Origin of the sequence: Escherichia sp. HH41S, assembly GCF_009820115.1 — a bacterium.
Taxonomy (GTDB): domain Bacteria; phylum Pseudomonadota; class Gammaproteobacteria; order Enterobacterales; family Enterobacteriaceae; genus Escherichia; species Escherichia coli_F.
Genome location: NZ_VNXE01000036.1, coordinates 1 through 14,155 on the forward strand (window position 1 = coordinate 1; position 14,155 = coordinate 14,155).

General features: G+C 49.0%; 10 protein-coding genes and 6 pseudogenes. 1 reads left to right on the top strand and 15 read right to left on the bottom strand.

Annotation, left to right across the window (positions count from 1 at the left end):
- The 6 genes and pseudogenes from FQZ95_RS07785 to FQZ95_RS07815 all read right to left on the bottom strand — a co-directional run.
- Nucleotides 1–108 (bottom strand): annotated as a pseudogene (locus FQZ95_RS07785) (IS66 family transposase zinc-finger binding domain-containing protein); the annotation flags it as partial.
- A 102-nt stretch (nt 109–210) separates the two neighbouring features.
- The gene (locus FQZ95_RS07790) at nt 211–1,053 is read right to left on the bottom strand and encodes a hypothetical protein (RefSeq protein WP_097311518.1); all 843 of its coding nucleotides are present in this window, start codon (nt 1,051–1,053) and stop codon (nt 211–213) included.
- Between the two features lie 89 nt (nt 1,054–1,142).
- On the bottom strand, nt 1,143–1,445 hold the full coding sequence (locus FQZ95_RS26945; protein WP_404856079.1) for a hypothetical protein: 303 nt from the start codon (nt 1,443–1,445) through the stop codon (nt 1,143–1,145).
- Nucleotides 1,446–1,535: 90 nt separating this feature from the next.
- A complete protein-coding gene (locus FQZ95_RS07805) occupies nt 1,536–2,393 on the bottom strand; it encodes a hypothetical protein (protein WP_160530058.1) in 858 nt (285 codons plus the stop codon).
- Nucleotides 2,394–3,303: 910 nt separating this feature from the next.
- Nucleotides 3,304–4,632 (bottom strand): annotated as a pseudogene (locus FQZ95_RS07810) (IS4-like element IS4 family transposase).
- A gap of 84 nt (nt 4,633–4,716) precedes the next feature.
- Nucleotides 4,717–4,998, bottom strand: a pseudogene (locus tag FQZ95_RS07815) (IS66-like element accessory protein TnpA); the annotation flags it as partial.
- Between the two features lie 119 nt (nt 4,999–5,117).
- On the opposite strand from FQZ95_RS07815, the pseudogene FQZ95_RS07820 reads away from it, so the two are divergent.
- Nucleotides 5,118–5,434, top strand: a pseudogene (locus FQZ95_RS07820) (transposase); the annotation flags it as partial.
- 11 nt (nt 5,435–5,445) lie between these two features.
- Here FQZ95_RS07820 and FQZ95_RS07825 read toward each other — a convergent pair.
- The 9 genes and pseudogenes from FQZ95_RS07825 to FQZ95_RS07860 all read right to left on the bottom strand — a co-directional run.
- The gene (locus FQZ95_RS07825) at nt 5,446–6,489 is read right to left on the bottom strand and encodes a hypothetical protein (protein WP_157916981.1); all 1,044 of its coding nucleotides are present in this window, start codon (nt 6,487–6,489) and stop codon (nt 5,446–5,448) included.
- A gap of 23 nt (nt 6,490–6,512) precedes the next feature.
- A complete protein-coding gene (locus tag FQZ95_RS07830; RefSeq protein ID WP_157916980.1) occupies nt 6,513–7,061 on the bottom strand; it encodes a fimbrial protein in 549 nt (182 codons plus the stop codon).
- A 16-nt stretch (nt 7,062–7,077) separates the two neighbouring features.
- The gene (locus FQZ95_RS07835) at nt 7,078–7,698 is read right to left on the bottom strand and encodes a fimbrial protein (protein ID WP_157916979.1); all 621 of its coding nucleotides are present in this window, start codon (nt 7,696–7,698) and stop codon (nt 7,078–7,080) included.
- 496 nt (nt 7,699–8,194) lie between these two features.
- Nucleotides 8,195–8,938 (bottom strand): fimbrial biogenesis chaperone, encoded by a 744-nt coding sequence (locus FQZ95_RS07840; RefSeq protein WP_097311513.1) that lies wholly within the window; start codon nt 8,936–8,938, stop codon nt 8,195–8,197.
- 9 nt (nt 8,939–8,947) lie between these two features.
- Complete coding sequence (locus FQZ95_RS07845) at nt 8,948–11,488, bottom strand: fimbria/pilus outer membrane usher protein (protein WP_097311512.1); 2,541 nt, start codon at nt 11,486–11,488, stop codon at nt 8,948–8,950.
- A gap of 93 nt (nt 11,489–11,581) precedes the next feature.
- Entirely contained in the window at nt 11,582–12,136 is a 555-nt protein-coding gene (locus FQZ95_RS07850; protein WP_097311511.1) for a fimbrial protein, read from the bottom strand.
- Nucleotides 12,137–12,228: 92 nt separating this feature from the next.
- Nucleotides 12,229–12,738, bottom strand: coding sequence for a fimbrial protein (locus tag FQZ95_RS07855; RefSeq protein ID WP_097311510.1), 510 nt, complete (start codon nt 12,736–12,738; stop codon nt 12,229–12,231).
- A 232-nt stretch (nt 12,739–12,970) separates the two neighbouring features.
- Nucleotides 12,971–13,114, bottom strand: a pseudogene (locus FQZ95_RS26950) (fimbrial protein); the annotation flags it as partial.
- Nucleotides 13,115–13,438: 324 nt separating this feature from the next.
- A pseudogene (locus FQZ95_RS07860) lies at nt 13,439–13,579 on the bottom strand (DUF5462 family protein); the annotation flags it as partial.
- Nucleotides 13,580–14,155: the final 576 nt, after the last annotated feature.

Consider the following 14,155-nt stretch of genomic DNA (forward strand, 5'->3'; position numbering starts at 1 on the left):
AGGTACTGGTGCCTGCACGATATGGTCGCACCGGCAACAGGCCTGTTTCGGACGTTGTGTTTCGATAACCTTAAAGGTGCTGCTGATAAGCTCCAGTTGCTCTGACACTCAGCAGAAACAAGTAGTGGTAAACTACAGCGTAACCCCGCGGCTTCCCTTTCGTCGCGAGCTTGATAAGAGACAGTTCTTCTGTGGGGTAATCAATATCAATTAATCATAGGAAATCTGTATCATTAGTGGTGCTTTCCATTGAGTTTCGTTAGTAACCGGAGAGGCAAACGTAATACTGATGCTTTGTCCGTCACGAATGCCTAATGCATAAGCACCTGTATATATCCAACCTACACTGGCATAGTTATTACTAGATGGAGCTACTAAATCAGTTGTGTCATCAGCAATATTACTAAGACCCGGATAAGATTTGAGCTGACGCTGCATCTCTGCGAGTGAGGGAGCCCCAAAAGCAGTAGAAATATCGTCTACCTGTGCGAAACTCGGAGGGGAGTTAAATCCACCTGTAGAACCTATGAATGAGCCACTAAAATTATTTAAATATCGAATTGATACACCTGTGCTGGCATCTTTTTTAGCCCAGGCAACCGGAGCTAATGCAGTGACATTTAATGTCATTGAACCAATTTCTCGCTGTTGTGTATCGTTGACAGTTAATGTCATAGAGCCTTCAGCATTATCGTTTGCCCACATAATAAGCAAAGGACCTTTTGAATCTAAAAATTCAATTTGTGGAGAAATACCCGGGGTGCCTTCGAAAGGTGTCAAGGTTTTACCAACCAGAAGTGGCATATTCTCATTAGCGGTAATAGTTAGATTCTTTTCATCATTTGTTAATTCACTAATTTTATTGTTGAAATTTTCATACCCCTGCCCTACAGCCCAAGTCCACACGTTGTAATCTTGATGGTCTGGAGTAATACTTCCTCCGAAGGTAATGGTGTTATTGGTATTGCTAGGGCTAAACGCACCAAGCGCAGCAATTGCAGTGCCAGATGTCGCGAAAACAGCTACTGCCAGTGCTATCAGAGTTTTTTTCATAAAATAGGTTCCTTGATGTTAACTGAAAGTGGTAGTCTTCTTTCTGGGGTATCGTACCCACCAACAACATTGACAACATTGCTTAATTTTTAAAAATATTGCCTAATTATGGTATTTACGGTGTGCCTTTGCTCAGTCTGGCTGGTGGTTGATTTTATCTTAATTCTCAGCACCACAGTCAACGCCAACAGTGCAACCGGAATTACCTGCCTACCGTCACGAACGCTACGGCTCTGCTTAACTTCCAGACTTTCATTTCCCTGTCCGACTTTGCCTTCCTTTATGGCGAAAGGTTGCCCGTTAAACTGAATTTCACCACCATCGAGAATATCTGCATGTGACGCTACCGAATAAAATAAAGCTACCAAAAGAATGACAGAGTAAAAGACCACCTCCTCAGGAGGTGGTTTAGGAATAACAATAAAAGAATTTATTATTATAAATTCTTTTATTGCCTCCCCAAGAGGGAGGCTATATTGTGGTTAACCATAGGAAATCTGCATCGTCAGTGGTGCCTTCCAATGAGTTTCGTTAGTAACCGGAGAGGCAAATGTAATGCTGATGCTTTGTCCATTACGAATGCCTAATGCATAAGAACCTGCATATACGTGATCTGAAGTAGTAAATGCACCGCCAGTTGTGTCGACAGTATTGGGGCTTGATGGAGTCATCATGCCAAGGTTTGGGCTAGAATTTACCAAAGCGCGCAAATCCGCAAAGGTTAATCCCCCAAAGTCGCTCATAATATTGTCCGACACAGTGGTTGAGATACTTTCCCCGCCAAACTGACCAGTTGAACCATAAAATGGCCCGCCATTATAATCCCCTGTTATATAGGCCTGACTCAGGTTTCCAGTTCCATCTGCATTTCCCCAAACAGTTGGAGCAATTGCTGTAATACCAATATTTGCAGAACCAATTTCTTCTTGCTCTGCATTATTGACGGTTAGAGTCAACTGCCCAATACCATTGGAGCCTTCCCACTGAGGCGTAATACGTCCTTTTGAATCGAAAAATGTAATTTGGGGAGACAATGATTTATTCGAGTTACCAATAGAGGCATTCAAAAACTTACCAACCAGAAGTGGCATATTCTCATTAGCGGTAATAGTTAGATTCTTTTCATCATTTGTTAATTCACTAATTTTATTGTTGAAATTTTCATACCCCTGCCCTACAGCCCAAGTCCACACGTTGTAATCTTGATGGTCTGGAGTAATACTTCCTCCGAAGGTAATGGTGTTATTGGTATTGCTAGGGCTAAACGCACCAAGCGCAGCAATTGCAGTGCCAGATGTCGCGAAAACAGCTACTGCCAGTGCTATCAGAGTTTTTTTCATAAAATAGGTTCCTTGATGTTAACTGAAAGTGGTAGTCTTCTTTCTGGGGTATCGTACCCACCGATGCCATTGTTTTAATGGTTATTTAACTCAAAATAATTTTGCGCTATTCTCGTTAAAAAAACGGGAAATTCCTTTGTCCACTTGCTCTATATCCGGAGACGCAGATATATTAAGATGAAAACTCAACTATCAATTTGCTGTTACTCATTTGCCAGAGTTCTGATCTCTAAAACAGGAACAGCAACATTTTATCAAATCGGTGATGCTAAATTTCGCAGAGCGACGAAAATAACCTGCATTGCTCCCATAGTGCTCATATGGCACACCCTTTGAATTAAATATTTTGTTGTAACTTATGTGTTACCCTGACTGAGGGGGTATCAAGATTTCTTTAATACGATTTCTGCATTACCTTTTTGGGACGATTATTTCTACGGATGAAGCTGAATCTGAAGGATTAATACACCTCGCCTTCAGAAGTGTATCCCGATCATCATCCAACCCCACACAAACACCATTTGTATACATTTTTCTTGGGCATCTGAGTCTGTAGTTTCAATGCCGGTTGGATTGTTCTGTCATAGGCAAAATAAAGAACGTTTCTTTCGCTATTGATATCCGCCCACCTCTTAACAACAATTTCATGATTCATGGTAAAATATTATATTGAACAATCATTGGTAATAGCAGAGCTTATTTGGTTTTTATAGTAACTTTACAAAAAAACAAAACTGTTTTTTTAGCTAATGCGGCACACCTGCGTATTTTCATGAACGGGGACCCCTTTGTGTCAGGATAGTTACTCACCGATCTCCTTCATGGTAATACGCACCACACAGGCTCTTGGGGACAGTGACTGCTTTTGAACTCATAAGGGAAGTTGGGCCGCCGGGGTAATGCCAGTCAGTTAAGCAACTGACTGGCTCTTTTTCGGGGCTGTGGGGTATTTCCAGGGCCTCTCCTTTACCACTCTCGGGAAGGCCCTTTCCCTTCTTGTCGGTAATTTCACAAGTTGTCCCATACTTGCAAGATCGCGCATCAGCTCCGGTATACGTCCCGGTGAAGCGCCCTGCAATGTCATCAGCATTCTCATCACCATTCCGCATGATTCTGAGAAGCTCAGTTGATTTGGCCAGTAACCTTTCAGATGTTCCGCCATTTTAATCATCTGATATCTCACCAGATTATAAGCCAGTAAGACACCCCACAGCTCTTGCTCCACAAGCTCAGGCTTTTTACTTCTCAGCGTCAGCCTGCTCAGTTGCATCGTCTATTTTATCTCCCTGTATCCCAGTTCGATTTCCCAGCGATGACTGTACAGATCCGCCATTTCTCCTCCGGGGAAGCGCATGGCGTCCGTCATCGACGTCAGCAGATGGCAGACTTTTCCTTTGCGCGTCACGGTCAGCAGGCGGGCTGTCACCTCATTTCCCAGTCCCGGCCACTTTTTTCGTGCCTGCGGGCTGGTTTTCAGCTTCACCAGATGATCGCCTTTACCCAGTTTTCTGATCTCTTCATATTGCGCTCCCTTTCTGAGAGGGATCATCCAGTGGCGGTGTTCTCCCGCCAGGCTCCAGGCATTTAACAATCCCAGTGAGTAATAACCTTTATCCATTAACGTCAGAGTGTTATCGCCGGTTTGTTCTATAAGTTGCTCAGCAAGCTCATTTTCGCTGTTCTTCATCGTGCCGAAGGCTGCAGCCGTCAGCAGATGGCTGGTCAGTTCCATCTGGCAGACCATTTTGACCTGCGGGTAGAGCGCCGGGGTCCCGGCATGTGTCTGGCGAGGGAAGGCTGCATCGTTCTCTGGTGTATCCGGTGTGCACCAGAACACACCATCGATGGCCAGCAGGGTCAGGCCGCACCAGTGCGGATGCGGCGTGGCGTTATGCCAGAGCTGCGCTGTTTTCGTGAACACGCGGCGGACAGCCTCACTTCCCAGGCGCTGGCGGGCCTGAATAACGGCACTGGGGGCAACGAAGGGGCGATTGCCCGGCAGCATGATGTCCAGGCGATTCACAATCTGATGAAGAGGTTCTTTACGCTCAAGCGCCATGCCAACAATACACCAGACCATCATTTCGAGGGGAAGACGGCGCTTGCGTAGCGTTACAGTACCTGATTCGGCAAGGCAACGAGAGATGAGTTCGGGGTCGAGGTGATCCCCCAGAGAAGTCAGTGGGTTACGCAGAGAATCGTAACGGGATACCAGATCAAGAGCCTGTCCAATGTGCATAAAAAAATCCGGAAACGAGTGAGCGTTTCCGGATTCTTACACAGCCACTGGATCGGTCAACTGATCCTTAACTGATCGGCATTAGGGCCGCCGGGGACGTTTTTTTACCACGGGGGCTTCGGATATAACGGTGCTTTCAGGACGTACGACTGGTACCGTGGAAAATTGTCCGTAAAGGCAGGCATCAAGTTCCTGCTCCGACATGCCTGCGGGCAAAGGCCACGAAAGGCCAGCTCTCCGAAAGCGCACGAACATACTACAAACTGTTGATTTTGGTACACCCAGGCGACGCCCGGCCACAACCCGGGGTAAATGTTCTTCAAAGTGAAGACGTAAAGCTTCAGTGATCCAGGTCCGGTGTTTCATACGATAGTGTCCATTAAAAATGAACTGCGCCCCAGATCCTGGACAACTTATGCAGCCTGATGGAGTGCCCCCAAGCCCGTAGACAAATCTGCCCTATAGTTTGAGCATAGGAGGAGTCTATGGGTACACCACGATTTACCCCAGAGTTTAAGGAAGAAGCTGTCCGTCAGGTTACTGAACGGGGCTATTCCGTTGCCGATGTTTCTGAACGCCTCGGCGTATCGGCTCACAGCCTTTATAAGTGGGTCCGGTCAGTCAGACCGGATAACAGCGAGCATCAGGCGCAGGATTTACTGGATGCGCGGACGGAGATTCTCAGGCTTAAAGCGCAGCTTAAACGTACTGAGGAAGAACGGGATATTCTGAAAAAGGCAGCGCGGTACCTTGCAAGGGAGCCCGACTGAAGTACCGCTTCATCAACGATCACCGTGAAATCTTAATTAATAATTAGAGAAAAGTAATCAGCACTGTCCCCCCTCCCTGATAACTCCCCTCCACAGGATATCTATTTACATTTTTCAATGTACTGGACACCTTAAAGATATTACTTCCTCTTTGCAGAGGAACAGAACTTCCACTTTTAATCCCATCAAAATCAATCAGAGCATCAAGATGATTACCCATCCCCAGTGCTGTTGCACTTCCACCATAGCTGCCCGATGGTGGTTTTGTGGGTTGAATAACAATCTGTGCATTGGTACTTGCACTGCAATTTATAACTAGGCTCTTTTCCAAGCGAGCTCCAGATACCTTATCCATGGTTATGGTATTGTAGTCATAATCAAGATCACCTGAATACCAGCATTTAGCAGCATATGTAATAGTCACAGGTACATCCACCCGGGCAAGCCTTGACCAAGAATTAGAAATAAGCCCATCAACAACAACCTGATTATCATAGTCTGAAGTTGCAAAGTGATATGCGCCAATATAATAATGAGTATTAGCAACATAAGTACCTGGTGATAGATTACTTGGTAAGTTTACAGTACCTCTTAGTGCAGGCGTATAAATTGATTTTGCAACCCAAGAACCATCAAAAGATGTACATAAAAGATATGAACCAGCATGAGTCCATGATCTAAAATCAATATAATCACTAATATTAAGTTTTCCAAACTCAGCATAAGTCACTGGAGTCCAGGAAACTTCATAGTTCACACCATTTAAAGTTATATACTTGTATAATACCCCTGCAGAACCATAGTACTCATGCTTATTAATATTAACAGGGTCACACGCTTTGCCATCACTCCAAGTATAAACACTAGCCCCACTGGCATATTGTGAAGTGTCAGGTATATTAATGACAACATCTCCTGTATCCCCATTACCAGAAGCTGAAACAGATGATGAAATGCCTGTCCCTGTAATCCCTGCTCTGAGATAACAGACTCCATGGGGGGCAGTAAATATGCCGACTACCAACACTATTAAAACTGAAGCATGATTCCGTTTGGCGGAAACTAAGTCATATTTTGATTTATCCATAATATAGGTCCCTGAACTCATCATTATTGTTGTTTCAGAAGCAGTGTCGCGGTTGCGCTGAATTCCCCTTCCGTCACATCCGCCGCCCCGGCCTTCACCACCATCGCGGTAAATGACATCTGTCCGGTGTAACCGCTTACGCTCCCCAGCCCCGACAGCGGCACCGCTTGGTTCAGCGGCAGCGTGGTTGTGGTGGTGTCACCCCGATACAGCGCTATCCCGGCTCCCTTTCCGGTCCCCGTTGTGGTCAGCACGTAATCCCCCGCCGTTGCCCGGGGCCCGCTCATCATCACCTTCAGGTCATTGGCACTGGTGACCGCCACCGGACAGGTGACGGTGATTCGCTTTGTCACCGTCCGCCGCTCAGGTCGTCGTTTCTGATTCACATCCCGTATCATCACCTCCCCAAAACCCACATCCAGTGCCTGCCCCCCGTTCAGCGTGCAGGGGGGGATCACAACGGTGGCTTTTACCGTAATCGGGATACTCAGGGGGGCTGCCGCCTGACTGCCCCCCTGTGCCAGCGACAGGCTGAGCAGCAGTACCCCGTGGTGAATCCTTAACTTCTGCATGATGACTCCTCCGGTCTCAGTCATATATCAGATCAAATGTCGCCACGGCCCGGTATTCTCCCGGGGTCACTCTGCCACCATTGCGTACCGCCGTAGACGGCTTCAGCCAGGCCCCGAACGTCAGTATTTCTGTATTCTGGGTCAGAACCTTCGTTGTCCCCCTGACACCCCCGCCGCTCAGCATCAAGTTTTTCGGCTGGCTGTCCACATACTCCGTCAGTTGTATCCCCAAGTCGTTTTCCAGCCCCTCCTGCGGACTGGTTAGTTTCAGAGTCCCTTCCAGGCCCGGGGCCGTGGCACCGGGCCCGCTAAACTGAACCTTCACGCTCCGACCAAGGTCACACTCCGTCAGCCGCAACTGAAAACGTCTTTCCGGTCCTTTTTCATAAAGGTGAAAAAACTTCCCGGTCACATCCGGGAACGTTATATTAATGTTCTCCGAAACGGGGTCCAGAACACAGGCTCCCGCAGACAGCGTCCCCCGGAACCGGATGTCAATACTGCCGTCACTGTTGGCCGCCCGGCCGTCGGTAGCCAGCAGCATCCCAAAGATAATCAGCATCACCAACCAGATAATGGCCACGGCAAAGATGAACAGCAGCCTGAGTGCTTGGTACCATTTTTTGTCACTTTCCATTGCTCCTCCCGTCTCTTTACTCATAACTAATCACCAGATGCAGCAAGGAAACCGCACGGTTCGGATCCACTGTCAGAGTAAGATGACGCTCCAGTCCCGGGATTATGGATGACGAGTACCTGACCAGTTCAGGCATGCCTGTTGTCCTCCACGCAATCCTGGCAGGCAGCCTGGTCGATCCCGTCTGCGTCTCACCCTCATCACAGCCATTCAGCGCAATACGGACACGGTCTCCACGTTGCTCTGCCGGTCCTAGTACGCAGGGGGCGGTACTTATCCCTCCGGAGACCCACAGTTCCCCTTTGTTTGCCGGGACCGTATCGAGCAGGCGCCGACCTTCCTGGGGTGATACCATGTGGGTAAGCCAGCCATCATGTAAATCGGGTACCACCTCATCCGCTCCTGCTGAGCTGATGCCGCATATGCCGGCAAGAATACCGACCAGAATACCCGTCACTGTTCTGTTCATCACGTCTCCGCCCCCTGATGGTAATGTTTACCGTTTCGTTCCCGGAACGGCGGTACACTGGCTGCCTGCGCAGCTGAACGACAATACCGGCCGACCACCATAATCGTTGATGTACGTCAGGTGCGGCGTATTTCCCTGGGCGACCTTCACCAGTTCACTGCTTTTCGGGCTCACCATCACTGCCTCAAACGGGGCGGTTTCAGCCTCTTTCTTCGTATTCCCCATCCCGATGATGGTGATATAGTACGGGGTCGGGTTCTCAATACGGTATCCGCCGAGCACCTTATGCAGCACCAGCTTTTCCTGCCAGATTTCTCCGGGCTTCGCTTTCACATTCGCCGGACGATAAAACAGTTTCACCCGGGTCTGCAGGGCTATCTGCAGCACATTGGGTTTTTCACTTTTAGGCGGGATTTCCCGCAGGCTGAAGTAAAACAGGGATTCCCGATCCTGAGGCAGCAGACGGGCTCCAGCCGTGGCCTGAATACGTATCAGACTCTTTTTACCCGGTTCAAGGCGTTGAAGCGGTGGGGTGACCACCAGTGCACCGGTGGTAATTTTCTTCCCATCCGCATCCTCCAGCCAGCTCTGCGCCAGATAAGGCAGTTGCTTGTTCTCATTACTGATACTGAGCGTCATTGATGTCTGTTCACCGTCGAAAATCACCCGGGTTCTGTCCAGCGAAATTGCAGCCTGCGATACTGCCGGAAGAAGAAGGATGCCCGACAGGATGCTATGTACGACAGGAATTAACGAGATTGTTTTCTGCATGATTTTTCCTTATTTCCCCCGGGGCAGACTGTCCGGGACATTTTTCATTTCCGCGACCACTTCGCAGGGTAATAAAAGCTGGGACAACTGCTCCACGTTTTGTGGAATAACAGCCTCACACCGATTGCCACTCCACACCACTGACAGACGTTCTCCGTTTTGTACACCACTGATCCAAGCCACCCCGCCATCACTGACAATGCCCAGTTCCCGGCCCTTAAGGTTTCTGACGCTAGCACCAAATGGTGGTGCACCACCGTCCCGCATCTTCAGCACAGCAAACAAGCGCTGTCCTTTCAGCACGTCAAACTTCCGGTAGCCAATGGCGCCCTCCGTTAGTGCGGATTCCACCACGGATCCCCGGGCTTCCACATCATCCGTCAGTTGATTAAGATCAATCGCCGTCGAATTCCGGTAGTAACTGCTGATATCGGTCACCACCCCGACACCCCAACTGTTGGTGTGCACTCGACCTCCGTCCACCGGCACGTCTGCCACGCCGTCGGTGTCCACCATCAGGCGGGTGCCACCGTTATAACCGCCAGCGTGCAGCGCACCGCCGCCGGCGGTCAGGGTGGAACCACCATCGACCGACAGACCGACAGACAGGTAACTACCCTGTACCGCAGTCATATTGAAGGAGGTTCGCGCAATATCGCCTGTGTGACTGTAATACCCGCTGAACTGCCCCCGGTTACGTTCACAGCCACCATGATTCATCCCGACTGTGACGTTGTAGCTGTCCGCCACGCCGGTACGTCCGTTATAGCCGATTGTCTGGGCGTAACGGTTACCACTGCTACTGACGTTATAGTTCGCCGTTCCGTTACTCCATGGCACGGACAGTCGCAAGGCAATCTCATCGTTCATTTTGTCGGTTTCTGCATAGCGAGAACGGCTTGCAGTAATGCCCAGCGACAGGTTATCAAAACCGAATGCCGAGAAATATCGGTAAGCTTGCAGACTGTAATAGGTACTCTCTCCTCGGTCCCAGTAAGTCTGATGGTTCAGGGACAACCCCAAGGATAACTGCTGGTCCGGAAAGTTTTTGTTCAGTGAAACGGTGTACATTTCTTTACTTCGACCATCTCTGACATTCCGGTACCGATCATCCAGGTACTGCTGCATAGTCATATATCCCCGCTCGCTGAAGCGGTATCCGGCAAAGGTGACATCTGTGTCCAGTTCATCAAATCGTTTGGAGTAATTTAGACGCCAAGATTTACCCTGCTGGTCATCCTGGTTATCGAAACGGGCGAAGGACTGCGTCACGTCTGCTGACAGGGTTCCCAGTTGCAGTAGATCCACGCCTGCACCCAATGCCAGCGCGTTGTAATTCCCGGCGACCACTCCGCCACCATACAGGGACCAGCGGTTATTCAGCCCCCACGACAGCTCTCCGGACCCGAATACCGGGCCTTCTGTACGATGAAAACCATGTCTTGATCGTCCAGACACCAGTTTGTAGCGTATCTGCCCCGGCCGAGTCAGATACGGAACGTAGGCTGCGTTCACCAGGGAGGTTTTCACCCGCCCATCCTGCTCCGTGATTTTCACATCCAGCGTCCCGCGCACATTACTGTCTATATCCTGAATGGTGAACGGCCCCGCGGGTACCGTACTGTCATATAGTACCCGTCCCTGCTGGGAGACGGTGACCCGGGCGTTGGTATCGGCGGTTCCGCTAATTTGCGGGGCATATCCACGCAGTCTTGGTGGCAGTTGTCTCTCATCACTGGCAAGACCTACTCCGATGTAGTTCCAGCCGCTGAACATATCAGAGGTGAAGTTATGCTCACCAAGCGTCAGGCTGGCCTGAAGGGATTTGATGGCCCTGTAGAGATAGACCCGGCTCAAGTCGAATGCCTGCTGCTGGCTGTCTTTCCGACCTGTTGTACGATTATACATCCCTTGGTAATCACCACGCAGACGCCAGGCGTCATAGTTTGCCCCCAAAGTCCCGTTAATCCAGACTGACTGGCTCTGTGGTCCCTTACCGGGTTTGGTCACGGTGGCACTGGTGTTGTAATCCATCAGCAGTCCTGGGACCCCGTCATCCCAGCGCGATGGCGGCAGCCAGCCCGAATCCATATACTCAAGGTACATCTGAGGTACGGAAATATTCAGACGGGTGGTGGCTAAATCCGCCGAAATTTTCACCCCCTTCAGTGCACTGAAATCAGCGCAGTCCCCTTCATGCCAGCGCCCGATCTGTCGCAGACTTTTTCCGGTCAGACCAATACGTTCCAGCAACTCCGGGCTGATACATATATCCGTCTGTCCGTTTTCCTTGCGCGAATACACTCTCACCGGTATTTCACGGGTAATTTCCTCACCATTCACCACTGGTGTCATAATATAATCGCCCGGCATAATATACCCGGACTGAGAAAACTGTTTCAGATCGATATTCTTCTTGTCTTCCGTGTCCAGAATTTCGGTATTAAATTCTATGGCAACAGCATGCCTGCTTATGAGAGTTGTTACTGCCAGTAAAATAAATAATGTTAGCGGACCGAGAACAAACCAGTCAGGTTGCTTGTTCACCATTTTATATTTACTCCCCTGTATCAACGTCGTTTTCCTTATTCCCTTTACCGGGATTGGAACCGTTCTGTCCCAGAAAAAATAACCTGTAGGGTCTTACTCATAATTCAGGACAAAGCGAATTGCAGCGTAAAAATCACCGGCTAAAAGCGGAGTTCTGTCAGGTACCACCTGTAGCCAGTAATTTAGTTTCTGCTCGTTGCCATAAACAGGTACGGGCGGTAAACTTTCCCTAGACCGGACTTGATTGCCGTTCCTGTCCCGGATTTTCAGTGCCACCCCCCGGGCGCTGCCTCCCACTGCAAACAGCGTTGGATCATCACGGAACGGCCCGTCAAACATCACCCGGACCGCTGGCTGCATTTTCTCCGCAGACTGCTGCTCCAGCGAACAGGACCGTAAATGAAGGCTTATCTTACGTTGTTGTCCTTCCCCGGTTTTTTTTAGCTCCCGAGCGGACAATACCCCCATATCTACCGTCTGCCACGCATCTTCCAGCGCGATTGTGCAGGCAGAGGCGACCACCGTACCAGTCAGAATGGCGCGACCATTGTGAGGATTAGCTTCAAGGCCGCTGGCACCAGCGCTGCCGCTCCATACAACGACTGACAGCAAAAAAAGCGAACTGCGACAATGCGAAATGGATAACATCAGTTCCTCCGTGAAAGCGTTACTCCGGCTTTTCCTGAGCTACCATCTGTCAGGAAAGGCGGATATTTCTATCCGCCTAACGGGGCCGGGTCTTACTTGTAGGACATGCGGAAATCCGCGACAGAACTGAATTCCCCTTCAGTTACATCACCAGCAGCACCCGCAGCTTTTTTGGCATAGGCCACAAACCTCAGAATATTGGTATTATCCAGAATCGGTGATTCGACCGCCGTACCCAGTGTGATGTTATTCCCACCAACAGATGCCAGACGAACTGCCACGTTTTTCGCCACACCATTGGTTTTCAGCTCAGCACCAGTAGCGTTGTTCGGGCCGTAGAAGGTAATGGAGGCTGTCTTCAGGACAGTGGTGTCACACTGTTCCAACTTGATATTAAAAGTTCTCATCACCTCGTTATTAGCGTTCAGGTAGGATTTACTGACCAATCCGAAGGGAACAGTCTGATCCATCGACTCCGACGCGATATTGCAGGGCGCATCTGAGACGGTGCCGGTGAAGGTGACAGTACCCGCCATAGTGCCGCCAGATATCAGTCCCATCACCATCGCTGCTGCCACTGCCATCTGAGTTTTCATGTTCATTTATTCCTTTCCATTCTTGATTAACGTACTTACAGAACGATCATTCTCCGTTTCCCCGGAGATGAAGTCTGCCTTCTGTGTCTCCCTTACGCCCCGACCTGCGAACATTACGTGCCGGGGCGATGGCGGGGAACAAACCAAATTCGTGTCTATTATCTGGCCTGCAGTAGACGGGCGCACACAATCTACTGCACCAGAAGTTCATTCCGGCGTCCCTGCCGTGGGCAACTAATCACCCGTTACTCTGAAGAATTAGTTTGGTTCCATTGTCAGTCAGTTCCGTTAATGAATTTTGAAATCCATTAATATCACCGCCGACTGTCCATGACCATTTCTGACGATATTCATTTTCAGTACCACCAATATCAACCGAACCATTGAAATCACTATTCGTCTAGGCAAGCGACATACCAGATACAGCAGATGCAGCCACAACAAGTGCAATCAGAGTCTTTTTTTAATAAAAGAAATTCCTCGGTATTTCATAAATAATAAACTGAAATCGGTAATCCTTATTTTTACGGAATCACCGCAAAACAATCCCCTGCGGATTCATTTAAATAACCACATTTCATTAAAAACTGTGTTTAGCTCAGAATAGCTTTGCGTTATTCCCGTTTAAAAATATGGTAAATCCCTTTACCAATATGACCCGTTCCGGAGTCACGGATGTATTGCATCTGTTGTCGGAGATGAATTCTCAGTCCTCCACCCGCAGCGCTATCTGCAGGTTTCCCCGGTAGCTGGCAGGTACCTCCAGCTCTGCTGGTGCATCCGTTCTTAACTCAATCTGCTGCTGTGCCTCTGGCATGGTAATCACCACATCCACACCCAACCATCGAAATCCCCCTTCACTGACGGTGTTTTGGTTGACACAAAAAACTGCTAAGTGGCAGTCTTATCCTTCACGGAAGTAATCTGTACTGATGTAAATCTCAGCCTTCGTCAGCTATGCCTCTGTCATACACAGTTCATTACTGTCCGTGATCACATCTAGTATCTGTTTCCCGGCTTATTTTCCGTTCAGGGACAGGTCAACCAGCTAACACCCCAGCGCATAGTTGCCGTCTGCCGTGATGATCTGCCCACACATCCACTCACCAACCAGAATCACACTTCCAAAATAAGGCAATACCATATTATGAAATCACGCCTCAAAAAAATTAGCTAAAAAGGCACGCAAACAACAAAATTCCGTATTTCACCACTCTCTCAAATAGGGTTATGCTCTCCACATCAATACCCAGATATCTACACGCGATATTTTGGACAATCTAGGTCTCCATCTTGCTATTACTGAAGGACTCTGGTCCAGTTTACGGGCAATATGCTGTATGGACTGCGTATTACCGTGAAGGAGATCGGTGAGTAACGGCGTTTTTCAAGGTAGTTGTCGCCTTTTGTAATAAAATTACGT

Bases quoted from the DNA above. Each gene is read 5' to 3' on its own strand.
- FQZ95_RS07790 (WP_097311518.1), bottom strand. From the start codon at position 1,053: ATGAAAAAAACTCTGATAGCACTGGCAGTAGCTGTTTTCGCGACATCT.
- FQZ95_RS07805 (WP_160530058.1), bottom strand. From the start codon at position 2,393: ATGAAAAAAACTCTGATAGCACTGGCAGTAGCTGTTTTCGCGACATCT.
- FQZ95_RS07825 (WP_157916981.1), bottom strand. From the start codon at position 6,489: ATGGATAAATCAAAATATGACTTAGTTTCCGCCAAACGGAATCATGCT.
- FQZ95_RS07830 (WP_157916980.1), bottom strand. From the start codon at position 7,061: ATGCAGAAGTTAAGGATTCACCACGGGGTACTGCTGCTCAGCCTGTCG.
- FQZ95_RS07835 (WP_157916979.1), bottom strand. From the start codon at position 7,698: ATGGAAAGTGACAAAAAATGGTACCAAGCACTCAGGCTGCTGTTCATC.
- FQZ95_RS07840 (WP_097311513.1), bottom strand. From the start codon at position 8,938: ATGCAGAAAACAATCTCGTTAATTCCTGTCGTACATAGCATCCTGTCG.
- FQZ95_RS07845 (WP_097311512.1), bottom strand. From the start codon at position 11,488: ATGGTGAACAAGCAACCTGACTGGTTTGTTCTCGGTCCGCTAACATTA.
- FQZ95_RS07850 (WP_097311511.1), bottom strand. From the start codon at position 12,136: ATGTTATCCATTTCGCATTGTCGCAGTTCGCTTTTTTTGCTGTCAGTC.
- FQZ95_RS07855 (WP_097311510.1), bottom strand. From the start codon at position 12,738: ATGAACATGAAAACTCAGATGGCAGTGGCAGCAGCGATGGTGATGGGA.